The sequence below is a fragment of the Flavobacterium chuncheonense genome (assembly GCF_042686145.1).
Classification (GTDB): Bacteria; Bacteroidota; Bacteroidia; order Flavobacteriales; family Flavobacteriaceae; genus Flavobacterium; species Flavobacterium chuncheonense.
This window is the reverse complement of record NZ_JBHUPC010000006.1, coordinates 207978-233601: the sequence shown is the minus strand read 5'-3', so window position 1 is coordinate 233601 and position 25624 is coordinate 207978. Positions and strand designations below refer to the sequence as shown.

Annotated in this window: 20 protein-coding genes; 11 read left to right on the top strand and 9 right to left on the bottom strand. The window is 33.5% G+C overall.

Features of this window, described 5'->3' with window-relative positions; genetic code table 11:
• Nucleotides 1–51: 51 nt before the first annotated feature.
• The 8 genes from ACFS5J_RS01305 to ACFS5J_RS01270 form a co-directional block, all read right to left on the bottom strand.
• Nucleotides 52–1950: an acetate--CoA ligase gene (locus ACFS5J_RS01305; protein ID WP_379810122.1), complete on the bottom strand. Its 1899-nt coding sequence runs from the start codon at nucleotides 1948–1950 to the stop codon at nucleotides 52–54.
• Between the two features lie 11 nt (nucleotides 1951–1961).
• Nucleotides 1962–2321 (bottom strand): response regulator transcription factor, encoded by a 360-nt coding sequence (locus tag ACFS5J_RS01300; RefSeq protein WP_379810121.1) that lies wholly within the window; start codon nucleotides 2319–2321, stop codon nucleotides 1962–1964.
• 14 nt (nucleotides 2322–2335) lie between these two features.
• On the bottom strand, nucleotides 2336–5029 hold the full coding sequence (locus tag ACFS5J_RS01295) for a sodium:solute symporter family transporter (RefSeq protein ID WP_379810120.1): 2694 nt from the start codon (nucleotides 5027–5029) through the stop codon (nucleotides 2336–2338).
• Entirely contained in the window at nucleotides 5022–5216 is a 195-nt protein-coding gene (locus ACFS5J_RS01290; protein ID WP_379810119.1) for a hypothetical protein, read from the bottom strand. The genes ACFS5J_RS01295 and ACFS5J_RS01290 overlap by 8 nt, the downstream gene beginning before the upstream one ends.
• 106 nt (nucleotides 5217–5322) lie before the next feature.
• Nucleotides 5323–7077, bottom strand: a complete 1755-nt coding sequence (locus ACFS5J_RS01285; protein WP_379810118.1) for a sodium:solute symporter family protein — start codon at nucleotides 7075–7077, stop codon at nucleotides 5323–5325.
• Between the two features lie 25 nt (nucleotides 7078–7102).
• On the bottom strand, nucleotides 7103–7360 hold the full coding sequence (locus ACFS5J_RS01280; protein ID WP_379810117.1) for a DUF4212 domain-containing protein: 258 nt from the start codon (nucleotides 7358–7360) through the stop codon (nucleotides 7103–7105).
• A gap of 23 nt (nucleotides 7361–7383) precedes the next feature.
• Complete coding sequence (locus ACFS5J_RS01275; RefSeq protein WP_379810116.1) at nucleotides 7384–8619, bottom strand: hypothetical protein; 1236 nt, start codon at nucleotides 8617–8619, stop codon at nucleotides 7384–7386.
• Nucleotides 8620–8716: 97 nt separating this feature from the next.
• Nucleotides 8717–9136 (bottom strand): transposase-like zinc-binding domain-containing protein, encoded by a 420-nt coding sequence (locus ACFS5J_RS01270; protein ID WP_379810115.1) that lies wholly within the window; start codon nucleotides 9134–9136, stop codon nucleotides 8717–8719.
• A 245-nt stretch (nucleotides 9137–9381) separates the two neighbouring features.
• On the opposite strand from ACFS5J_RS01270, the gene ACFS5J_RS01265 reads away from it, so the two are divergent.
• The 11 genes from ACFS5J_RS01265 (at nucleotide 9382) to ACFS5J_RS01215 (ending at nucleotide 23421) form a co-directional block, all read left to right on the top strand.
• Nucleotides 9382–9990 (top strand): flavin reductase family protein, encoded by a 609-nt coding sequence (locus ACFS5J_RS01265; RefSeq protein WP_379810113.1) that lies wholly within the window; start codon nucleotides 9382–9384, stop codon nucleotides 9988–9990.
• A gap of 98 nt (nucleotides 9991–10088) precedes the next feature.
• Nucleotides 10089–12383, top strand: a complete 2295-nt coding sequence (locus ACFS5J_RS01260) for an oxidoreductase (RefSeq protein WP_379810112.1) — start codon at nucleotides 10089–10091, stop codon at nucleotides 12381–12383.
• 163 nt (nucleotides 12384–12546) lie between these two features.
• Nucleotides 12547–14145 carry an AMP-binding protein gene (locus tag ACFS5J_RS01255; RefSeq protein ID WP_379810111.1) on the top strand — a complete coding sequence of 533 codons (1599 nt, stop codon included), beginning with the start codon at nucleotides 12547–12549 and terminating at the stop codon, nucleotides 14143–14145.
• Nucleotides 14146–14184: 39 nt separating this feature from the next.
• Nucleotides 14185–14613 (top strand): acyl-CoA thioesterase, encoded by a 429-nt coding sequence (locus ACFS5J_RS01250; RefSeq protein ID WP_379810110.1) that lies wholly within the window; start codon nucleotides 14185–14187, stop codon nucleotides 14611–14613.
• A gap of 1 nt (nucleotide 14614) precedes the next feature.
• Entirely contained in the window at nucleotides 14615–15595 is a 981-nt protein-coding gene (locus tag ACFS5J_RS01245; protein ID WP_379810109.1) for a carbon-nitrogen hydrolase family protein, read from the top strand.
• A gap of 2 nt (nucleotides 15596–15597) precedes the next feature.
• Nucleotides 15598–16707, top strand: coding sequence for a cupin domain-containing protein (locus tag ACFS5J_RS01240; RefSeq protein WP_379810108.1), 1110 nt, complete (start codon nucleotides 15598–15600; stop codon nucleotides 16705–16707).
• Nucleotides 16708–16743: 36 nt separating this feature from the next.
• The gene (locus tag ACFS5J_RS01235; protein WP_379810107.1) at nucleotides 16744–17655 is read left to right on the top strand and encodes a fumarylacetoacetate hydrolase family protein; all 912 of its coding nucleotides are present in this window, start codon (nucleotides 16744–16746) and stop codon (nucleotides 17653–17655) included.
• A 1-nt stretch (nucleotide 17656) separates the two neighbouring features.
• Nucleotides 17657–18406 (top strand): maleate cis-trans isomerase family protein, encoded by a 750-nt coding sequence (locus ACFS5J_RS01230; protein WP_379810106.1) that lies wholly within the window; start codon nucleotides 17657–17659, stop codon nucleotides 18404–18406.
• Between the two features lie 109 nt (nucleotides 18407–18515).
• On the top strand, nucleotides 18516–21812 hold the full coding sequence (locus ACFS5J_RS01225; protein ID WP_379810105.1) for a T9SS type A sorting domain-containing protein: 3297 nt from the start codon (nucleotides 18516–18518) through the stop codon (nucleotides 21810–21812).
• A 190-nt stretch (nucleotides 21813–22002) separates the two neighbouring features.
• The gene (locus tag ACFS5J_RS01220; protein ID WP_379810103.1) at nucleotides 22003–22926 is read left to right on the top strand and encodes a hypothetical protein; all 924 of its coding nucleotides are present in this window, start codon (nucleotides 22003–22005) and stop codon (nucleotides 22924–22926) included.
• An 87-nt stretch (nucleotides 22927–23013) separates the two neighbouring features.
• The gene (locus tag ACFS5J_RS01215; RefSeq protein WP_379810102.1) at nucleotides 23014–23421 is read left to right on the top strand and encodes a hypothetical protein; all 408 of its coding nucleotides are present in this window, start codon (nucleotides 23014–23016) and stop codon (nucleotides 23419–23421) included.
• 59 nt (nucleotides 23422–23480) lie between these two features.
• Here ACFS5J_RS01215 and ACFS5J_RS01210 read toward each other — a convergent pair whose 3' ends face one another.
• Nucleotides 23481–25457: an alpha-ketoacid dehydrogenase subunit alpha/beta gene (locus ACFS5J_RS01210; protein ID WP_379810101.1), complete on the bottom strand. Its 1977-nt coding sequence runs from the start codon at nucleotides 25455–25457 to the stop codon at nucleotides 23481–23483.
• Between the last annotated feature and the right edge of the window lie 167 nt (nucleotides 25458–25624).

Below are 25624 nucleotides of genomic sequence, written 5' to 3'. Positions count from 1 at the left end.
TAAACATTCTTATATCAAGTAAATATCTTTTTGTTGCAAAATTAATATAGTTTATCTATTAAAAACACCTATTTTATTAATTTTAAAATTATAAGCTACTTCTTCAATAATTGCTGGATCATCAATTGTTGAAGGTATTTGAAAATCAACACCATCGGCAATATTTCGTAACAATTTACGCAAAATTTTACCCGAACGCGTTTTTGGCAAACGGTCTACGACTAAAACGGTACGCAAACTAGCGACAGCTCCAATTTTCTCACGAACTAATTTTACAACTTCATGTTCCAATTGGAATTTTTCAATTGTTTCACCACTTTTTGTAACCACCAAAGCCAAAGGAATTTGCCCTTTCAAAGCATCCTCTATTCCTATAACTGCACATTCAGCAACTGCAGAATGTGAAGCTACTATTTCTTCCATTTCCGCAGTAGACAGTCGATGTCCAGCAACATTAATTACATCATCTACCCTACCTGTAATGTAGATATAACCTTCTTGATCTTTATACCCTCCATCGCCAGAAAAATAGTATCCTGGGAATTTAGCTAAATATCCCGCTTGAAAACGAGCATTGTCATTCCAAATATCCATTAACGTTCCAGGAGGCAAAGGAAGTTTTATCACAACATATCCTTCAGTTTCAGCTGCCACCTCTTCGCCCGATTCATCAAATATTCGAATATCATAACCTGCAACAGCTTTCCCCGCTGAACCCGCTTTTATAGGAAGTGTTTCAATACCCATCATGTTAGCAATCATTGGCCATCCTGATTCTGTTTGCCACCAGTGATCGATTGCAGGAATTGGTATATGTTGTTGATACCATTCAAGTGTAGCTACATCACAACGTTCTCCCGCTAAAAATTGAATTCTTAAGCTTGATAAATCATACTGTTTTATGAAATCACCATTCGGATCTTCTTTCTTGATTGCTCGAATTGCAGTTGGTGCTGTAAACATTATACTAACTTTATGCTTTGCAATAACACGCCAAAAAGTTGAAGCATCTGGTGTTTTTATTGGCTTGCCTTCAAAAACAACTGTTGTATTACGATTGATAAGCGGCCCATAAGTAATAAAACTATGACCTACAACCCAACCAACGTCTGAGGCAGCCCAAAAAACTTCACCTGGCTTTGCATCATAAATACACGTCATCGCATATTTTAAAGCTACAGCATAACCTCCAGTATCGCGAACTATTCCTTTTGGTTTTCCAGTTGTTCCTGATGTATATAATACATAACTTGGATGGGTAGCGGGTAAAGCAACGCAACTAGCTTCTTCAGAGCCATAAACCAACGCTTCATAATCGACATCATATTTTTTAAAGGGAACTCTTGCACCAAGTTTTCGATTTAAAACCACAACTTTTTTAGGGCGGTGATTGGCCAATTCAAATGCTTCATCAACCAATGGTTTATAGGCAATCAACCGGTCTACTTCGATACCTGAAGAAGCAGTAATAACTACTCTAGGCTTACAATCGTCGATGCGAATTGCTAACTCATGTGGAGCAAAACCTCCAAAAACCACAGAATGTGTAACGCCAATGCGCGCACATGCTAACATAGCAAAAGTAGCTTCAGGTATCATCGGCATGTAAATTACAGCTGTATCTCCCTTTTTCAATCCTAATGATTGAAGACCTCCTGCTAATTTAGCAACATGTTCTTTTATTTGTTGAAATGTGTATTTTTTTACTGTTTGGGTAACTGGAGAATCATAAATCATGGCTATGGCATCACCGTAACCATCTTGAATGTGTTTGTCAAGTGCTAAATAACATAAATTCAATTCTCCATCTGGATACCAAATAGGGTAATCGTTTTCATCTTTAGCCAAAATAGTATTGGGATTAGCATACCATTCAATTTGATTGGCTTGTTCGGTCCAAAATTTTTCAGAGTTCTCAATACTATGATTATAAAATGTGTTGTAATCCATAAGTATGTTATTTATAGTATTTCATTAACTTTTTCTACAATTTTTTTTAATGAAAAGGGTTTGGTTAAATACGCACTCGCACCTAATTCCATTCCTTTTGCAATATCATCTTCTTTATTTTTTGCAGATAAAAAAATTACTTTACAAGAATTTAGTTTTGAATCGGCCTTAATAGATCGTAAAGTTGCATATCCATCAACATTGGGCATCATAACATCTAAAAGGATTATATCTGGAACTTGATTTACTAAAATATCCAATGCTTCTTGACCATCTCTAGCTATATACACTTCAAAATTATTCTTCTTGAATGTATACTCTAAAGTCATAATGATATTGGGTTCGTCATCTACAATAAGTATCTTCTTCATATCATGCATTTTTATTATAAACTGTCATTTTTTAATAGTGTAAAAGTAAAACAAGCGCCTTGACCATTGTTGTTCTGAGCCCAAATTTTACCTTTATGTAATTCAATAATTTGCTTGCAAATAGCCAAGCCTAACCCACTACCAACGGGTTTTTTAATATTTTGATTGTTCGACTGATAAAATTTATCAAAAATATTATCAAAATCATTTGGGTTTACCCCTTTTCCATTATCCATTACCGCTATTTCATAATAATTGTACTTATCTAAAATAATTATGGTAATTAACCCATTATAATCTGGACAAAATTTAATGGCGTTCGAAATTAAATTAGTCACGACTTGAATCATACGATCTTCATCAAATCGTAGTTTTATAGTTTTATTATTCTCAAAAAAGAGCTGAATTCCTTTGTTTTTGATCAATTGCTGTAACGGAACTATTGTTTTTTGGATGGTTTCAACCAAATCATGTTCCTGAATGTTTAATTTTTGCTTGCCCGATTCAAATTTTTCTAAATCTAAAATTTTATCAATTAAACGACTTAATCGATCCGATTCTGAGATAATATTTTGAAGAAATTGTTTTTTTAAATCTTCCGGAAGCTCTTCATCTTCAATTAATATTTCACTTGCGGCTCGGATTGCCGTAATCGGAGTTCTTAACTCATGCGTTACTGTGTCTAAAAACTCATCTTTTTGTAAATCTTTCAGTTGTAAATTTTTGTTTGCCAACTGTAATTCTGAAGTTGTCTTTTGCAATGCATTTGAAGTTTCAATCAGCTTTTTATTGGTAATAATAGTTTGATTGGACTCTTCCAATATCTTTAAAACTTCTGGTAAAGTAATTTTTTCTTCTTTAACTACACTCGAAATTAAAATTCGAGATGAAGCTGTACCTATATGTCCAGATAGTAAATTTTCAGCAAATTTAATCAAACGAGCATCTGCTAATTCTTGCTTTTTGTCTAAATTATATTTCGTTGAAAAAAGTTGCAACGCTCTTTGGGTACGCTCTTGTCCCAAAAATTTAACCAAAACTTTCTCTATATCACTAATGTAAGCCGTTCCTTTCCAAACAAAAGCATTTTCATGATTGGTACTATACTTATCAATATCCACATACATTTCGGCATAATTACGCTCTCTATAATTCCCTTTAAAACTTAAAGAAACAGAGAAATACGTCAAAACGTTAAACATCATACTCCAAAAAAAGGAATGCGATATTGGTGAAAGATAATCCAACCCAAATAACGCTAAAGGTTTTAGAATGTCAATTGAAAAAAGTCCTTCCGTTACAAATTGATTGTTGGTATTTGAAATGCCTGTTACGTAGGGAATTAATAAAGTATAACAACAAACTAAAAATCCGATAATTATTCCCCAAATTGCTCCTAAACGCGAACCCCTTTTCCAAAATAACGCTCCAAAAAATGATGGCGCTAATTGCGCAATAATAACAAACGCAACCAGACCGATTGAGAAAAGACTATAGTCTAAAGCCAAAAAACGATAAATAAAATAGGATAATATTATCAGGATGAAAATTCCAACTTTTCTAATATTTACAATTTTCTTGTTATTTACATCTTGTTCTTCATCTTTCAAACGTCCTAAGAATGTATAGGGAATTAAAATATTATTACTCAACATCGTTGACAAACTTATACTGGAAACTACAATCATCGATATAGCCGCTGAAAAACCACCTAAAAACACCAAAACTGTTAAGGTTTTATTTTGAAACAACTGTGGTATTAAAAGTGAATAAGTATCTGCATTGGTTTCGGTATCTTCAAACAAAACATTTCCTCCCCAAGCTATAGGAAACACAAATAAGTTAAACAATAACAAATACAATGGAAATAACCATATAGCTGTTTTAATGTGTTTTTCTCTATTATTTTCAACTATAGAAACATGAAACTGACGTGGCAATAAAAAAATAGCAAAAAGCGAGACCATACACAAGAAAAACCAATTCATACCCTGTTCTAAACCCCCAATACTATTTTTTTGATGAAACCCTTCTAAAACGGAAGCTTTTTGATAAATATCTTCAAAACCATCAAAAACAAAATACGTTACATAAATCCCTATAACTAAGAAAAAAATCAATTTCAAAAGACTTTCCAAAGCGACTGCAGTAATTATTCCTTTTCTTTTTTCAGAAGCATCAACATAACGCGTTCCATAATAAGAGGAAAATAAAGCTAAAGCTACAGCTACATAGGTGGTGGTATCAAATAAAACAAATGAGTTTTCTTTTGTTTCTGTAACCACGTGAAAAGTTTCTGAAATAGCTTTTAATTGCAAAGCAATATAAGGTAATATAGCGGCTAAACTTACCAACGTTACTAATGCCCCTAAAAAGCGACTGTTTCCGTATCGTAACGAAATAAAATCTGCAATACTTGAAATTGTATTTACTTTTGAAATACGAATAATTTTACGCAAAATTATTATCCATGCAGGTATAATAATAACAGGCCCAATATAAATAGGTAAATAATTCAACCCTGATTTAGCTGCCACTCCTATACTCCCATAATACGTCCATGCCGTACAGTAAACCGCCAAAGAAAATGCATAAACATAAGCGTTATTGGTCCATTTCAAATTCTCCTTTTTTTCAGCCCAATGCGCAATAAAAAAAAGCAAAACCAAATAGAACAATAAGATAACGACAAGACCTATACTATTCATAATAGCGATTAACAATGATAATGGAAACTATAATAGAAAGCATCCAAATAGAAAATACATAAATATAAAAAAGTGGCACACCCATAAAGGCTTCGCTACTGTCAAACAATAACAATAATGGAAGATTTAAACTAATGAGTAAAAATAAACTCACTACAACAAGTTTTTGTTGGTGTCTCTTTTTCATATAAGATGTTGCTTCTAAAAATACAACTTAAAACGATATATTAAAGATATTCTCTGCAATAAATAATGCAGAGAATATCTAATAAAAAATAACTAAAATTGAATAATTAATGACCTGTAGCTTCTCCAGCTCCCGAAGGAATACGAATATGTTCAACAATATCTTGTACATCAGCTGGAGGTTCTGGGGTAAATGCATTAACCGTAAAAGCAACTATAAAGTTTACAATCATGGCTATAGTACCAAAACCTTCTGGAGAAATACCAAACCACCAAGAATCTTTTAAACCTGCAACTGCATCTTTTCCTCCGTCGAATAATCCAAATTTGAATTTCAACATATAGAAAAGCATTAATAACATACCTACAATCATACCTGCAACAGCTCCCTCTTTGTTCATTTTCTTATGGAAAATACCCAAAATAATTGCAGGGAAGAACGATGCTGCTGCAAGTCCGAATGCTAAAGCAACTACTGCTGCTACGAATCCTGGAGGATTAATTCCAAAATAACCAGCGATTACAACAGCTACCGTTGCTGCTCCACGTGCTGCCCATAATTCTCCTTTTTCAGAAATATTTGGATTAATCATTTTCTTAATTAAATCGTGTGAAACTGAAGAAGAAATTACCAATAATAATCCTGCTGCTGTAGATAAAGCGGCTGCCAATGCACCTGCTGCTACTAATGCGATAACCCAATTAGGTAATTTTGCAATTTCTGGATTTGCCAATACCATAATATCATTATCGATTGTTAATTCATTTCCTTTTAAACCTTTTGCTTCTGTTGCAGCAAGGAAAGCTTCATCTTTTGACTTATCATTATAGTATTGGATTTTTCCATCACCATTCTTATCATCATACTTTAATAAACCTGTTTTTTCCCAGTTGGTAAACCATTGTGGCATATCCGAGTAGTTCTTATCATTTACAGTATCTATTAAATTTACTTTAGCAAATACCGATACCGCTGGTGCTGTTGTATATAAAATTGCAATTAAAAGCAATGCCCAACCAGCAGATTTACGTGCATCTCTAACTTTTTTAACAGTAAAGAAACGAACAATTACGTGAGGTAATCCCGCTGTTCCAACCATTAATGCTAATGTTATAGCAAATACATCAACTAAAGATTTTGAACCATCAGTATATTCCGCAAAACCTAATTCTGTTGATAATCCATTTAATTTGTCCAACAAGTATACATCAGATCCTGAAACAGTTCCTCCCATTCCTAATTGTGGAATTGCATGCCCAGTCATTTGAATCGAAATAAAAATAGCTGGAACCATAAAAGCAAATATTAATACACAATATTGAGCAACTTGAGTATACGTAATTCCTTTCATTCCTCCTAAAACGGCATAGAAAAGAACGATTATCATTCCGATTACAACTCCTGTTTCAATTTCAACTTCTAGGAAACGTGAGAAAACTACTCCTACTCCACGCATCTGACCTGCAACATATGTAAACGAGACAATTAAAGCACAGAATACAGCAACAGAACGTGCCGTTTTTGAATAATAACGCTCACCGATAAAATCAGGCACCGTAAATTTTCCGAATTTTCTAAGATATGGCGCTAACAATAATGCTAACAATACATATCCACCAGTCCATCCCATCAAATAAACAGCCCCATCATACCCCGCAAAGGAAATAATACCAGCCATTGAGATAAAAGATGCTGCTGACATCCAATCGGCTGCAGTAGCCATACCATTAGCCAAAGGCGAAACCCCTCCTCCAGCAACATAAAACTCTTTTGTAGAACCTGCTCTACTCCAAATAGCAATACCAATGTAAATAGCAAATGTAATGCCGACTATTATATAAGTCCAAATTTGAACATCCATGATTTTTTCTTTTAAAAATTAATAATTATTCGTCAAACCCATATTTCTTGTCCAATTTGTTCATCAATCGAACATAGACAAAAATTAGAACAACAAACACGTAAATAGACCCTTGCTGTGCAAACCAAAATCCAAGTGGAAATCCACCTAATTTGATTTCATTTAAAGCATCTTTGAATATAATTCCTGCGCCATATGAAACGGCAAACCATATACTTAATAATATCAAAAGGTAACGTAAGTTTTCCTTCCAATATGCGGTAGCATTTTTTTGATCACTCATAACTGTAATATTTTAAATTGATTTTATAGATAAATCATTGCTTGAAGTGTTATTGTATTTACATTTGATGATGTAGCATACTTCAGCGATTGGTATTCTAATGTTAATTTTGAATTGTGTCCACTCAAGAACAAATTAGTCCCGATTCCAAATTGTGATGCATTATCATCTATAGCATCAATTTGTCTGTTATCAAAAGCAATGTATGGCTGTAATTTGTATTTCATTTTTAAAGGCAACAAATACCCTAAATGAGCATGCAACATTGAACCAGTCTCATATGTTGTCCCCAATCTAAAATCCTTACCATAATCTGTGTTCTGATATAAAGCATAAGCTGTCAAAGCTCCTCCTTTTGTACCTAGTGGAGCATCGTAAAACGCATCAACCGCAAAAATATTTACATCTTCTCCTCTTAAATTTCCATTAGCATCTGCGATTACAGATCCATTCGGATGCATGAAGAATCCCGCACCAACATTGAATACTTTTTTAGTCCCCAAGTAAGACCCTACTTTATAAGGTAAGAAGTTACTTTCGTTGTCAAAGAAACCATATTCAAAATAACCAGCATAAGCTTTACCCGCATCTTTTGAACCTAATAAACGACGTCCTGTATACGTTGCACCACCACCATCTACAGGTGTAGTACCTGCTTGTAAATTATTAGTTTCTGCTTCATTCACCGAAACACGGTATTGAAATTTCCCGAATGATCCTTTGGCATAAACTCCTAAATGACGCGCAAATTGATCCGATAAACCCAAAGTTGCCCATGCTTGTCTTTGGTTATCCAAAGTCATAATATTTAAAGTACTTTGGTTATTCAAACGCGAAATACCATTCCAATAATGTAGTCCTCCTCCAATAGCATGATTTTTACCTAAACTATATTGCGCCCAAACGTCATGAAAAAATAATTGTGCCCCATCACTAGTTCCTGTTGGACTCATATTATCGGCATTTAAGCTGTTTAGTCCAAAATGTGTTAAGATTAAAAAATCTTTACTCACTTGTGCATACATTAAAACACGCGCTCTTCGTAAACTGAAATTTAAATCGGATTGTTCATTGCCATTTGCGTCTAGTGGACGATCCGAATTGTGCTGTGCCCAAACTTGAGCCCAAGAAATAATTCTAAAATACTTAGAACCATCTTCATTGAGATTAACTTTTAATCCACCTCCATAATCAGGGGAACCCTGAGCAAAGGTGAATGCTGTCATTAAAAGCCCAGCAAAAAGTGTTAGTTTTTTCATAATTTTAAATTTGGTTGTATGTTGATTTTGTATGACCAAATTCTAAAAATATGTTAATCCAAAAAAAAATAATATATATAATTGTAAAGCACTATAGCTAATCTTTAAAGCGCTCCCATTTAATCAGCATAAACTTATCGCCTAGTTCCGTAATAATCATACCGGCCCCAGACAATTGATCTTTACTTTTTAAGTAATCTAGTAATTCAGCGTGCTTAAATATCTTATAACTAGGATGATAATTGGGATGTGGTGGTTTTTTGAGTTTAAATTCTTTTACCCAATTACTGATGGAAACATGTGAAACTCCAATGATTCGTTCGATTTCACGATAACTCAAACCTTCCAAATAGAGCTGTAAGGCTTTGGTTACATAATAATCATCTATTTTTTTACCAAGTTTATTTACCGTAAAATAGTACGAACAGGATTTGCACAAATATCGCTGTCTTCCTTTGATAATTCCGCTTTTTACAATTGCATTGTTCTGACACTTAGGACAAGCTATAATATCCATATATATATATTTTGCATAAATATATTAAATTAGCAATTATAAATTACAATAAACTCAAATAAGTTGTTCAAAAATTACATTAATACCAATATTATATAATAATTTTTATAAAAAATACAATTACTTTATTTCTAAAACATTTAAAATAAATTTAGTTAGAAAATAAAAAATTGAATATTTTTTAAGTTTCGTTATAAAAAAATTGTCAATAATTTGTTTATTTTGCGGAAATTCAATCAAAACACATGGAATTCAATACTCACAATACTGATTCAGCTACATTATACAAATTACTTACCGGAGTTGTAATACCTAGACCAATCGGTTGGATTGCTACAGTTGATGAAAATGGCACTAACAACCTAGCACCGTTTTCATTTTTCAATGTTGTAAGCGAAGACCCTCCACAGGTAATGTTTTCAACAGTACGAACAGGCGATAAAAACAAAGACACTTTAAATAATGTTTTAAACAACAAACAATTTGTAGTGAATTTGGTAACTGAAGAGATAGTTGAGAAAATGAATGCTACATCACAAAGTGTAGCTCCCGAAATAGATGAATTTGAATTAGCTGGATTAACTCCTTTAGATGCACTATACATACAGCCAAAAAGAGTAAAAGAAAGTCCTGTTCATTTTGAATGCGAAATGGTACATCATTATTTTACTGAAAACCACAAAAATGGTGGGGCTTGTATTATTATAGGTAGAGTGCTAACGATGCATATTGATGACAATATCTTATCTGAAAACAATAGAATCAATCTAGATACCTATAAACCAGTAGCACGCTTAGCCGGTTCCAATTATTCGAAATTGGGAGAAATCTTCGCTATCAAAAGAAACCAATAAAATCATAATTGATTACTTCAAATATTTATTAAAATAGATTAATCTCAAAAAAGGTAATTTTTTCATAAGAAGAATTAAGCCTTTTTAATATACAAAACATGAAAATAACTGTTATAGGTGGTGGTCCCGGAGGACTTTACTTTTCAATATTAACAAAAAAAGCAATCCCAGATTGTCAAATCGACGTATACGAACGCAATAAATCAGATGATAGCTTTGGTTTTGGCGTTGTTTTTTCAGACGAAACATTAAGTGAATTTTTAACTCGTGATCCACAATCATATGAACTTATTCGTAAAAACTTTGCGTATTGGGATGATTTAGACGTAGCTCGTGATGGTGAAATCGTAAGAATTACAGGAAACGGATTTTGCGGTTGTTCGCGCAAGAAATTATTGCAATTGTTACAACAACGCTGTACCGAAGAAGGTGTTAATTTACACTTTGAAGCTGAAGTAAACGACCTTTCAAAATTTTCAGACTCAAACATAATTGTTGCTGCTGACGGTATTGGAAGTAATATTCGTACTCAGTTTGCAAAAGACTTTGGAACTGAGGTTGAATTAAAAAAGAATCGATTTGTATGGATGGGCTCTACCAAACCGTTAGATGCTTTTACATACTTTTTTAGAAATACACCAGAAGGCTTAATCGTTGCACACACCTATCAATACGAACCCGGAAGAAGTACTTGGATATTCGAATGCAGTAATGAAACTTTCGAAAAATTAGGTTTTGAAGTCGCAAATGAAGAAGATACAGTCAATAAACTTCAAAATATTTTTAAAGATGAATTAGACGGTCACGGATTGATTACAAATAAATCGCATTGGCGTCAATTTCCACATGTAACCAACGAAAAATGGCACACGAACAACATCGTGCTTTTAGGTGATGCGAAAGCTACAGCCCACTACTCCATTGGTTCAGGAACAAAACTAGCTATGGAATGTGCAATTGGTCTATCTGATGCTGTTGTTGCAAATCAAAATGATACTGCAGCAGCATTCGAACAATATGAAAAAACTAGACGCAATCGTGTTGAAATGATTCAATACGCTGCAAAAGTATCCTTAGATTGGTTTGAGAACATGGACCGTTATAACCAGCACAGTTTTATGCAATTTGCTTTTGGTTGTATGACACGTTCCAAAAAAGTCACTTATGAAAACTTACGCATACGTGACAAATCATTTACCGATAAAGTATTGTCTAATTATAATGAATCAATTGGAAATCCTGACAGACAAACTCCACCAGCTTTTACTCCAATAAAGTTACGTGATTTGGAAATCCAAAATCGTATCGCTATGGCTTCAATGGGACAATATAGTGCTGTTGATGGCGTGATTAACGATTGGCATTTTATTCACTATACAACGAGAGCTTTAGGAGGTGTTGGACTCATAACAACCGAAATGACAGCAGTTGAACCTAATGGAAGGATTACTTTAGGATGTGCCGGTATATACAATGAAAATCAAATTGTTGAATGGAAAAGAATAAACGATTTTATTCATAAAAATACGGTATCTAAAACCGCTATTCAATTGGGGCACTCAGGAAGAAAAGGGGCAGTGGCGATACCTTGGAAAACGCTTGAAATGTCACAAGAAGAAAAATGGGATTTAATGTCGGCTTCTTCAATTCCATTCAATGAAAACAGTCTTACTCCAAAAGAGATGACTACTGAAGATATGGATACCATTACAGCATATTTTGTTAAAGCTACGCATAATGCCAATGACGCTGATTTTGATATGATTGAACTACAAGCGCATCACGGTTTCCTTTTAGCTTCTTTTATTTCACCATTAACCAACAAAAGACAAGATGAATTTGGTGGTAATATTGAAAACCGATTGCAATTTCCGTTGCGTGTTTTCAAAGCAATGAGAGCTGCTTTTCCAGATAACAAACCGATGTCGGTACGTCTATCAGCATCAGACTGGGCTGAAAATGGAATAACTGAAGCAGATATAATAGTAACAGCAAAAGCTTTTAAAGCGGCAGGTGCTGACATTATAAACGTTTCTACAGGCAATACTGTTTCCAATCAAAATCCACAAGTTGGAAGAATGTGGCAAGTACCTTTTTCGGATGCAATTCGAAATACTGTTCACGTACCTACTATAACGACAGGTAATATTCAAGATATTGACCAGATTAACACAATTATCCTAAATGGAAAAGCCGATATGGTAGCCCTAGGACGACCACTTTTACTTGATCCCAACTTTGTCCGAAACATGCAAGCTTATGAAAATTATCAAGCTACAGATATTCCATTACAATATCAAAAAGGAATAAGCTATTTATACCCATATAAAGCATCTGAACGCAAAATGATTGAAAACATGAAAAAAGCATTAAAACCAGAAAGTCACAAGTAATTTATTGAAAAGTTCCTAAAATGGAATTTCAATGTTTTACATAAAAATGAAAAACGACTCCAAAAATAGAATGCCTTAATCAAAAAAATAGTTGACCTTTTAAATGGCTTGATGCCAAGAAAAACACTTTAAATCTATCAAACATTTTTTAACAACGTAAAAAATGAAACATTACGAAGACAATTTTGCTCACGATAATTTACCCGAACAGACTTTGCTGCCAGAAACCGATTTCTTTGCATTAAAGCAATTTCAACACCCCGAACACTTAAACTGTGTTGAGCGTTTGTTGGATTATCAAATCGCTATAGGTAATGGTAACAACACTTGCATTCAAACATTTGATACTAAGTGGACTTATCAAGATTTATATGAAAAATCCAATCAAATAGCTCATGTATTAGTAGAAAACTTGGGTTTAAAACCCGGTAATCGAGTATTATTGCGTTCGGCAAATAACCCTATGATGGTTGCTTGTTGGTATGCAGTACTAAAAGCAGGAGGTATTGTAGTTGCAACTATGCCGTTGTTACGCTCAAAAGAAATAAGCACTATTATAAACTGTGCACAAATCACACATGCTTTATGTGACATTGATTTAGCCGAAGAAATGCAACTTGTTTCAGCAGAAACTTTAAAGTCAGTTACCTATTATGGTAATAATGACTTAGAGCAATTGATGCAAAGGAAACCTACAACATTTAGCAATTACGAAACAAAATCGGATAGCATTGCACTTATTGGATTTACATCTGGCACAACTGGTATTCCAAAAATGACAGCTCATTATCACAAAGACATTTTGAATATCTGCGAGGCCTTCCCTCAATATTCTTTACAACCTACGAGTAAAGATATTTTTACAGGTAGTCCCCCAATTGGATTTACATTCGGTTTAGGAGGTTTGGTTTTATTCCCTATGTATTACGGTGCTTCAACTTTTCTAATTGAAAAGCCTAGCCCAGATGCTTTATTACAAGCTATCCAAGATTATAAAATCACTATATGCTTTACAGCACCAACAGCATGGCGGGTATTGACAACAAAGCTTAAAGAATACAATGTTTCAAGTCTGCGTAAATGTGTTTCTGCTGGCGAAACATTGCCATTAAAAGTTTGGCAAGATTGGTACGATGCTACCGGTATCAAAATAATTGATGGAATTGGAGCTACTGAAATGCTACATATTTTCATCGCATCTAATGAGGAAAATATGAAACCTGGTGCTACTGGAAAACCAATTTTGGGATATGAAGCTAAAATAATAAATAATCTTGGCCAAGAGTTACCTATTGGAGAACCAGGAAAATTAGCCGTTAAAGGTATTACAGGTTGTAAATATTTAAACCGTTTGGAAAAGCAAAAAGAGTACGTTCAAGATGGTTGGAATATTACTGGAGATATATTCAGACAAGATGAAGATGGTTATTTTTGGTTTGTAGCTCGTGGAGATGATATGATAATTTCATCAGGTTATAATATTGCGGCAATTGAGGTAGAAAGTGTATTGCTAACTCATGATGCCATAATGGAATGCGCTGTTGTAGGTTTACCCGATGAAGAACGCGGAATGTTAGTTTGTGCAAATATTGTATTGAAAGATAAAACTATTGCATCTTCAGATTTAGCAAAATCCATACAACAATGGTTCAAAGAAGTTGCTGCTCCATACAAATACCCAAGAGTCATTAATTTCATCGATCATTTGCCTAAAACAGAAACTGGTAAAATTCAACGTTTTAAATTAAAAACTACTAATTAAAAAGTAACTTTAAAACATTTTTAATAGTTAATACTAAATATGAAATATTTTATAAAACAAGAAAAAATTCGTTTCCAACATATTGATTATGCAGGTATCGTATTTTATCCAAGATTTTTAGAAATGCTCAACTGTCTTGTTGAAGATTGGTTTGAAGAAGCACTTGAACGTCCATTTGCTAAAATGCACGAAACTAACGGAATTCCAACAGTTGATTTAAAAATACAGTTTAAAAATGCAGCACGTTTAGGCGAAGTATTATCCAAAAAACTTTGGGTAAAAGAATTAAAATCTTCCTCTGTTATTTGTGGTTTTCAATTCACTAATGAAAAAGAACAAACCGTTCTAGAAGGTGAAGTAACATTAGTAAATGTCGCTTTTAATGAAAAAAGAAACGGAATAAAAGCTGAAGCATTCAATGACGATATGAAAGAAAAAATAAATAAATTCGTAATTCAAACAGTATAATATGGAATTTCCAAAATTTAAAGCAGCAACAGTACAAACGGCTCCGGTTTTCTTAAACGTAGAAAAAACGATTGATAAAGCCATCTCTTTTGTAAAAGAAGCTGCAAATAATGGTGCTAAACTAATTGCTTTCCCAGAAGTTTTTGTAGCAGGATATCCTTACTGGAATTGGATCATGACACCTGTTGAAGGAAGTAAATGGTACGAGGAATTGTATAAGAACTCAGTAGAAATTACTAGCCCACATATTAAAAAATTATGCAAAGCTGCAAACGATAATGATATACAAATTGTAATTGGTATTAACGAACGCGGTAATAGCTATGGTGAAATTTACAATACAAATTTAATCATCGATAATAAGGGAACTATAATAGGAAAACATCGCAAATTAGTCCCTACTTGGGCTGAAAAATTAACTTGGACTTCAGGTGATGGATCGTCTCTAAAAGTGTATAATACTGAGATTGGTCCTATTGGAACTTTAGCCTGTGGTGAAAACACTAATACATTGGCACGTTTTACCCTACTTTCTCAAGGTGAATTGATACATATCGCCAATTACATTTCGTTACCGGTTGCTCCACCTGATTACAATATGGCAGAAGCTATTAAAATTCGTGCAGCTGCCCATTCTTTTGAAGGGAAATTATTCACTATTGTTTCATGCTCAACAATTTCACAAGAAATCATGGATGTACTTAAACCAGATGTTCCAAATGTTGAAGAATTATTAACCCGTAAAAACTCAGCATTCTCTGGATTTATTGGTCCTAATGGAGCTGTAATTGGAGAACCTTTAATTGACGATGAAGGAATAATCTATGCTGATATCGATTTAGCAAAATGTATCCAACCTAAACAAATGCATGATATATTAGGTCACTATAACCGATTTGACATATTCGATTTAAGAGTCAATACTGCTCCTACCAGAAAAGTTACTTTTATAAATAATCACGAAGAATTTAATAAACGCTAATTATGGAAGAAAATAAATATTCAGACGATATATACGGTAGAGCGAGAGTACAAGATTCTCCAGAACTAGAACAATATTATAAAGACTTAGAAGGTTTAGGTGCAGGTGCCCTTTGGACAGTTGCCAATGATATTGAGCCTTGGGAGCCAAAATCAACATCTGTCCCTATGCTTTGGGAATACGATAAATTAAGAGATTTAGTTTTAAAATCATCGGAATTGGTTACACCGGAGCAAGCTGGAAGACGTGTCGTATACCTAGTAAATGATAAGCGTAAAGACGTTGCTGCAGCCGTTGGATGGTTGTATTCAGGTATTCAAGTAACTCGTCCGGGTGAATTTACATCTGCACACCGCCATAAGGCTTCTGCCCTGCGTTTCATCATGGAAGGTTCTGGCGGTTATACCGTTGTAGATGGCAATAAAATAATGCTTGAAGTCAACGATTTTGTCATTACTCCCAATTCAACCTGGCACGAACATGGTGTTGAAGCTACAGGAAAAACGTGTATTTGGCAAGATGGTTTAGATATTCCGCTTATAAATGCACTTGAGGCAAACGATTATGCTGTACATGATGGTAAACAAGAACTTGTAAAGCCCTTAAATTATTCTCCAATGAACTACGGAACATCGGGTTTAATTCCAGCAGATAAAACTTGGGACAAACCTTATTCTCCATTATTTATTTATTCATGGAAAAAAGTGTACCCAGCATTATTAGATGCTTTAGAAGTGAATGAAATAAATCCATTTGATGGAATTTTAATGCAATATTCAAATCCTGTAACGGGTGGTCATGTAATGCAAACTATGGGAGCCGCTATGCAATTGCTTCCGGCTAGTTTTAAAGGAAAGGCACACCGCCATACAGGGTCATTTGTCTATCAATGTGCCAAAGGTAAAGGGTATTCAATCATTAACGGCAAACGTTTCGATTGGAAAGAACGTGATATTTTCTGTGTTCCATCATGGGCGTGGCATGAACATCATAATCTGTCCGATACAGAAGATGCTTGCTTGTTTAATTTTAACGATTTACCTGTTATTGAATCATTAGGATTGTTTCAAGGTAGAGAATATACTGAAAACAACGGACATCAAAAAATTTAAAACAAAAATAAAAGAACACTTACCGTTCAAAACAATATGAGATTATTAACATACACAACAAAGGAAAACGACGAAGCGCGCTTAGGATTTATACACAACAATCAAGTAATTGACATGGAAGATTTTGGAGATATCTCTAATTTTCCATTACCAAACGATATGTTGGATTTAATTGATATGGGCTTCGAAATCATAACTGAAATAACGGAACTAATAGCGGAAACTCCTGAAAATTTCTTCGAAGAAATTGCTTATGAAATGAACGAAGTTATATTTTTAGCTCCTATTCAGAAACCACGTAAAAACATCATAGGCATTGGATTGAATTATACAGAACACGTTGCCGAAAGTGCTCGTTCATTAGACACATCAAATGAATTACCGCAACAACCCGTTATTTTCTCAAAACCACCTACAACCGTTACGGCTACCAATACTGAAATTTTATTAAACAGAAAATTAACTAACCAGTTAGACTGGGAAGTTGAGCTTGCTGTTGTAATTGGAAAAGATGGTAAGTATGTACCTAAAACTGAAGCAATGGATTATGTATTTGGATATACCGTTATTAACGATATTTCTGCACGTGATTGTCGTCGTTCAGGACAATGGATTGTTTCGAAAGGTCAAGATACTTTTGCACCTATGGGACCCGTTTTGGTTACTAAAGATGAAATTGAAAATCCACATAACTTAAACTTGTCGCTAACTGTAAATGGTATTGAAAAACAAAACTCAAACACCAAATTCATGTTATTTAACATTAACGATTTAATTGAAGATATTAGTACCGTTTTTACAATTGAAGCTGGTGATATTATTGCAACAGGTACACCTGCGGGTGTTGGTGCAGGAAGAACGCCTCAAGAGTGGTTAAAAGATGGGGATGTTGTAAAATGTGAAGTAGAGAATATTGGAACAATTGTAAACACTGTCAAGGAAATTTAAAATGAAAAAATACAGAATTGGACAAATTGTACCATCGTCAAACGTAACGATGGAAACTGAAATACCTGCCATCTTTCGTTCTCGTGAAACCATTTTACCAGAACGCTTTACGTTTCATAGCAGCAGAATGCGCATGAAAAAAGTAACCAAAGAAGAATTGGAAGCAATGGATGCCATGAGTTTAAAATGTGCTCAAGAACTTTCAGATGCCCATGTAGATGTTATGGGATATGCTTGTTTGGTAGCGATTATGAGTATGGGTAGAGGTTATCACTGTGTTTCTGAAGTAAACTTACACCAAGAAACCGTAGCCAACGACTTCCCTACTCCTATTGTAACTTCTGCTGGTGCATTAATTAACGGACTAAAAGTATTAGGAGCTAAGCAAATTTCAATTATAACACCTTATATGCGTCCTTTAACGGATATGGTGGTTGATTATATAGAAAATCAAGGAATAAAGGTTAAAGAAAGTATTGCACTTGAAATTCCTGATAATTTAGAAGTTGCAGCCCAAAATCCATTAAACTTATTAGAAATCTATAAACAATTAGATTTAACCGATGTTGATGTTTTAGTAGCTTCTGCATGTGTTCAAATGCCTTCACTAGAAGCAATTGATCAAATTCAAAAAGAAATTGGAATTCCAGTAACTTCTGCAGCCGTTTGTACTACTTACGAAATGATGAAAAAAATTGGTATTGAAGCCAAATCGGCTATTGGAGGCGAACTCCTTAACGGAAAATATTAAAAGTAAAAGCCTCATTTAAAATGAGGCTTTTTTATTATTAACAAACAATAAAAAAAACGTATGTAATTGAAAATGTGTATATTTAAGGTGATTTTAAAACAACTAACCGATGAATAAAACATTACTTTTACACATCGCACTTTGGATAACTTGGGTTGGCTTTTCTCAGAATGCACCAACTATTAATAATTCTCTGTGTGATTCCAACAATGATGGAGCAGAAATGTTTGACATAAATGCCATCAGTAACGAGATTTTAGGGAATCTAAGCCCTAATGACTATAGTATAAGTCATCATCTTTCACAATCCGATGCTGTTAACAACTTGAACTCATTACCTTCCTCATATACCAACATTACGAATCCACAACTCATTTTTGCTAATCTTCTAAATACAACAACTAACCAATCTACAATTATTGCTTATAATCTAGTAGTTAATAGCCCACCAATAGCACCCGTTGTAACTACAACCAGTTGTTTAAATACAACCAATTCGGTTTGTTTTGATTTAACAACAGTAATCCCAACTATAACACAAGGTAACACTAATTTTGACATTGTTTTTTACGAAAGCTATAATCCGCAAAGCACAGTTAATGTTCCAATCACCAATTTAAGCTGTTATACCTCCTCTCCTATACCTGGAACTACAAATTCATTCCTTCCGGTTCATTATACTATAGAAGATCTTATTACAGGCTGTATAACAACAAGTGGATTAGTCGAATTAATAGGAGTCCAGTGCAATCCATGTCCTGCTGTAAGCAATATTAGTGTTTCTAATATTACAGAAACATCCGCAGATTACAGTTGGGTTGAAAACGGAAATGCCACAGAATGGCAAATCGAAATTAGCATAAACGGTGTAGTAAGTCAAACCTTTACTGCTACAACAAATTCATATACCATCTATGGTTTAACTTGTAATCAGACAGTGCAAATAGGAATTCTTCCTATTTGTAGTGCAACTCAAACTACAAATATGGTTTATACCACTTTTACCACTTTGAGTTGTAATCCAAGTGGACAACCACAAGATTTAAGTATGTGTACCGATGCCTCACAATACTGTTTTGATTTAACACAAAATGATCTGGACATATTAGCCAACTTAGATCCTAACGAACATACCATAACCTATCATCCCTCTCAATCTGATGCAGAAAACAATACCAATTCATTAACAGCTTCTTATTGCGTAACAAACGGGACAACGACTGTAATTTATAGTCGTATCTCAAATAATCTAAACGGTAATTATTATATAAACTCATTTAATGTAAGTGTTTTTAATATCAATCCATCTGTTCAACAATTAATACCTATCGAACTATGTGATACTGATGGAAATGGAAATATCGATTTTGATTTAACGACTGTTGCTGCACAAATCAGCTCAACAAACAGTATCGCTTTTTATACATCTCTTACAGATGCCCAAACAGAGCAAAATGCTATTTTATCTCCTACAGCATACAATGTAATCGTACAATCAAATGCTGTTATTATCTTTGTAAGAGAATCTGTTACCAATGATTGTGACAATATCTATACCGTCAATTTGAGTACTTTCCCAAATTGTAATTTGGCTTCCGTTTGCTCGTTATCAAATTCACTTTGTGGTGCTCTAGGTAATGCTTTTCCAAATACAATAGGTATTCCTAGTACGGGGAGTTTGGGATGTTTAACAACAACTCCAAATCCAACATGGTTTTATTTACCGATAAGTAGTTCGGGTACTATAAACTTGATGATTCAACAAAGTACCGATCCAAACATTGGAACTAACAATATAGACGTTGATTATGTTTTACTAGGCCCTTTTACAGATCCGGTATCACCTTGTGTTAATCAAATAACACCTAACTATATTGTAAATTGTAGTTATTCATCAAGTGCCGTTGAGTACCCTACAATTACCAATGCTCAAGCAGGACAATATTATTTAATTATGGTTACCAATTACAGTAACCAATCAGGCTATATTAAAATTTCAGAATTAGGGAATTCACAAGGAACAATTGAATGTAGCGGAATTAGATTAAACGCCTTTTTGGACACAAATAATAATGGTACTCAAGAAACTGGAGAAAACAATTTCCCATTAGGTCAATTCCATTATGAGATGAATAATAACGGAACGGTACATAATATAATAGCTCCAACTGGGATTTATAACATTTATGATAGTAATTCAAGTAATAGTTATGATATAGGTTTTGAAATAGATCCAGCTTATGTTACAATGTACAACAATATAACTCCTTCATATTCTAATGTAAGTATTATAGCAAATAACGGAATTACTATCTATAATTTTCCAATAACAACTACACAAGTCTATAATGATGTAGCCGTAATGATTATTCCAATAAATGCTCCACGACCTGGATTCACCTATACTAACAAAGTAGTTTATTCCAATTTAGGCAATCAAACGGTTTCAGGAATACTTTCATTCAATAATGATCCTAGTGTTACTATTACGTCCATAGGACAAGCAGGAACAATCCCAACCGTAAATGGTTTTTCATATTCATATTCTAATCTTACTCCCTTTGAAACAAGAAGTTTTGATATTATTATGCAAATACCTTCTGTACCAACTGTAAATGCAGGTCAAAATTTAACTAATACAGCTAGTATCACTCCTCTTGCTGGAGACATTAACCAACAAAACAATGTATTTAATCTTACACAAATGGTTGTAAATGCATACGATCCAAATGATAAAATGGAAGCTCATGGAGAAAAAATTCTCCACAGTTCCTTCACTTCTGCCGATTATTTATTTTACACCATACGTTTTGAAAATACTGGAAATGCTAGTGCTATAAACATTAAAGTCAATGATGTTCTCGATACAAAGCTTGACGAAACATCTATCAAAATGGTTGATGCAAGTCATGAGTATACAATGGACCGAGTAAATAATAATTTAACATGGACTATGGACAACATAATGTTACCTGTTTCGGTACAAAACACTTCTATAGGAAAAGGATACATCTGTTTTAAAATTAAACCCAAAAATGGTTATACTGTAGGAGACATTATACCTAATACGGCATCAATTTATTTTGATTATAATCCTCCGATAATAACAAACACTTTTAACACAGAATTTGTAGCTGCTTTATCTAGCAATGCTTTTGAAAATAAAATATTTAATATTTATCCAAATCCAGCCAAAAATGTGATTACAATTTCATCAAACAATACTGGTGAACATATAGAATCAATTACTGTATATAATGTTCTGGGAAAAAAAGTACTTCATAGGAATGGACTGAATACATCACAGGAAATAATTTATCTAAATGAATTACAAACTGGAATCTATGCTATAGAAATCATAAGTAATTACAAAAATATATCGCGAAAGAAGTTAATTATTGAATAAATTAAAATCCCTGTTTAAAAACAGGGATTTTTTATAAGACACATTTCTTTAAAAAATTAATCATGAATATTTAATATTTAAAACACTTAAAATCAAGTAAATATTGGTTAAATTTGTAATACCCTACACCGAAAAATTTTCTTATTTAAAACTCTGAAAGTAGTTTTTTGAATCTAAAAATTGATTTTACATGAGAACAATATTTCCTGTTTTTTTAAGTATCCTATTTTTCTTTTCGTTCCCACTTTGGAGTCAGAATCCATTAGAAAATGATTACTTTCAAAAGTTAAATAATTTTGAAATAACCATCCATGAAAACACAATAACACCTTCTAATACAAAAGATCGAGATGTTCCATGGTTCGTTGAACGCTTTAAAATAGCTGCTGGATTATTTCAAGCTAATAGCAATACAAGCATTAGGGTTGGAACCAATAATGGTAAAATTGGTACAGAAATAGATTTCGAAGACGATTTAGGATTTTCAACAACAGCTAGTACATTTATAGCAAATTTTCAATGGCGTGCTTCAAGTCGTTCGCGTTTTGATTTAACCTATTATAACATTCGTAGAAATTCAGAATATACTTTAAAAAAAGATATTGAATTTGGAGATAATACCTACAATATAGATGCTACTGTAAATGCATTTTTTAATACTCAAATTTATCGTTTTTCCTATGGGTATGCAATATTAAGCAAACCTACTTTTGAAGTTGGCCTTTTATTTGGAGCACATATTATTGGAGGAAATGTTGGTATAGGTTTAACAACTGCTAATAATGAACTCGAAGCAGAAGAAGATTTAGGTTTTACTGCTCCTTTACCTGATTTTGGTATTTGGGGTGGTGTTTCCCTAAGCAAACGGTTTGCTTTTAACGGTGAATTCGATTATTTAGCCGTAGAAATTGACAACATTAGAGGTCGTATATTGGCATACAATTTTGGTTTAACCTTCCGTGCCGTAAAACAACTCGATTTAACCGCTACTTATACAGGAATGCATTTCAGAGTTGATGCTGAAAGACGTCATTTAAATGGTCACTTTGTATGGAGTTATAACGGCCCTGCTTTATTAGCCACCTTCTCATTTGGTAATAAAAAATGGCATTAAATTAAAGACAATTTTATTTGCTATCAAAATTTTAATTAACTTTACAAAACACTGATAAACAATAAATAAACCTTAAAAACTAATTATATGAAAAGATTTGTTTTACTATTCCTTTTGCTAACTACTTTTAGTTTTGCTCAAGGTGATAATTGGATTAAAATTGGTGAAAAATCTGTAGCCTTTAAAAACGAAAAAGACAAAGTTACTTTAACAGGTAATGAAAGAACAGTGGACAAAATTAAATTAAAATGCGTTCAAGGTACTGTACAAATTAAAAGCATTAAAATTGTAATGGAAAATGGAAAAAGTAAAACTTATGATGCAAAAGGTATTGGAGTACTTACTAATGGAACTTCATCAATACCTTATGATGTACCCGATAAAAATGATAAAATTAAACACCTTGAATTAGAATATGATTCCAAAGGAAGTATGGTTACTAACAAAAGGGCAAAAGTGGAAATTTGGGGTAAAAAAGATAAAGATAAAAGTTAAAACTAACTTCAAAAAAAGCCTTGTTTGAACAACAAGGCTTTTTTTATGACATTAAATTATTAATAAGCTAATAAAGCTTTTAATTCCTTCTCAAATCTTTCTTTTGGTAAATATTGATCTTCGAGAGCCTTGACAAAAGGAATTGCGGTTTCTAAACTACCAACTCGTTTGACTGGTGCATCTAGGTATTCGAAACAATTTTCCATTATCATTGCCGAAATATCACTTGCTACCCCTCCAAAAAGCGAATCTTCTTGTAAAACTATAACCCTATTGGTTTTCTTAACTGAATTATAAATGGTATCCCAATCTAACGGTTGCAAAGTTCTTAAATCAATAAGATCTGCAGAAATATCAGGATTTTGCTTCAATGTATCTAAAGCCCAATGTACACCAGCTCCAAAAGAAATCACAGTAATATTATTCCCTTCCTTTACAAGCGCCGCTTTTCCTAAAGGTAAAGTATAGTATTCCATAGGTACATCTTGATAAACACTTCTATAAAGCTGCTTATGCTCAAAAAACAATATAGGATTTGGATCATTAATTGAGGCATTCAAAAGCCCTTTAGCATCATAAGGAAATGCTGGGTAAACAACTTTTAAACCTGGCGTTTTGGTAAACCAAGCTTCATTGGTTTGCGAGTGAAATGGACCTGCTTGAGTACCACCTCCACAAGGCATACGCACCACTACATCTGATTTTTCGCCCCATCTATAGTGTTGTTTTGCTAATAAATTCACTATTGGGTTAAAACCAGTCGAGACAAAATCTGCAAATTGCATTTCCACAACTGCTTTAAACCCATTAATTGAAAGACCATTTGCAGCAGAAACAATAGCACTTTCGCAAATAGGAGTATTACGCACACGTTCCTTACCAAATTGCTTTACAAAACCTTCCGTAATTTTAAATGCCCCACCATACTCCGCGATATCCTGTCCCATTATAACCAAATTACTATGGCGTTCCATAGATTGTTTCAATCCACTTGAAATCGCATCGATTAAGCGTATATTTTCATTTGAATCAGTAGGATTAAAAACCTCATGTTCATATGGTTGATACATATCATTTAACTCTTCAGTTAAATCAGCAACAATATCTGATTCTGCTTGAGTTATAGCCCAATTTTCATCAATTTCAGCCTTTATTGCAGTTCTGAATTCTGCATCCTGCTCTGGAGTTAAAACAAAGGTCCTCAACAAAAAATCTTTATAATTCTCTATAGGATCTTTCTCTGCCCAAGTATCCATAAGTTCTTGCGGCACATACTTTGTTCCACTTGCTTCTTCATGACCACGCATTCTAAATGTTTTAAATTCTAATAAAACGGGACGTGGTTTTTCTTTCATTGAAGCCTTTAAATTTGATATCAGATCAACAACCTCCAAAATATTATTTCCATCTACAATATGGCTTTCCATTCCATAACCAATTCCTTTATCGGCTAAATTTTCACAACGATATTGCTCATTTGTTGGTGTTGACAATCCGTAACCGTTATTCTCAATCACAAATAATACGGGTAAATTCCAAACCGAAGCAATATTCAATGCTTCATGAAAATCACCTTCAGATGTTGCACCTTCACCTGTAAAAACAGCAGTAACTTTACCATTCCCTTGTAGTTGATTTGCTAATGCAATACCATCGGCAACACCAAGTTGTGGTCCTAAATGCGAAATCATTCCCACAATTTTATACTCCTGAGTTCCAAAATGAAAACTACGATCTCTTCCTTTAGTGAAACCTGTTTTTTTACCTTGCCATTGTGAAAACAATCGGTGTAATGGAATATCGCGAGTTGTAAATACCCCTAAATTACGGTGCATAGGTAATATGTATTCATCTTTGTCAAGAACAGCTGTAATTCCTACAGAAATAGCCTCTTGTCCAATACCTGAAAACCATTTGGAAACCTTTCCTTGTCGAAGAAGAATAAGCATTTTTTCTTCAATCATTCTAGGTTTTAAAAGTTTTTTGTACAAATCCAGTAATTCAGTATTGGTTAAGTTTTTTCGATCAAAATGCATATGTTATCGGTCGGTTTAGTTTGCTTCAAAAGTATAAAAAATAACATTTTAAACAGGTTTTGTTATATAAAATATTTTTGTTAGTTTACACTCTAACACTATACCTGTTTATCTTGTTAATAACTTTCACAAATTCAATTAAAATTAATTCTATACTTTTGTAAGTA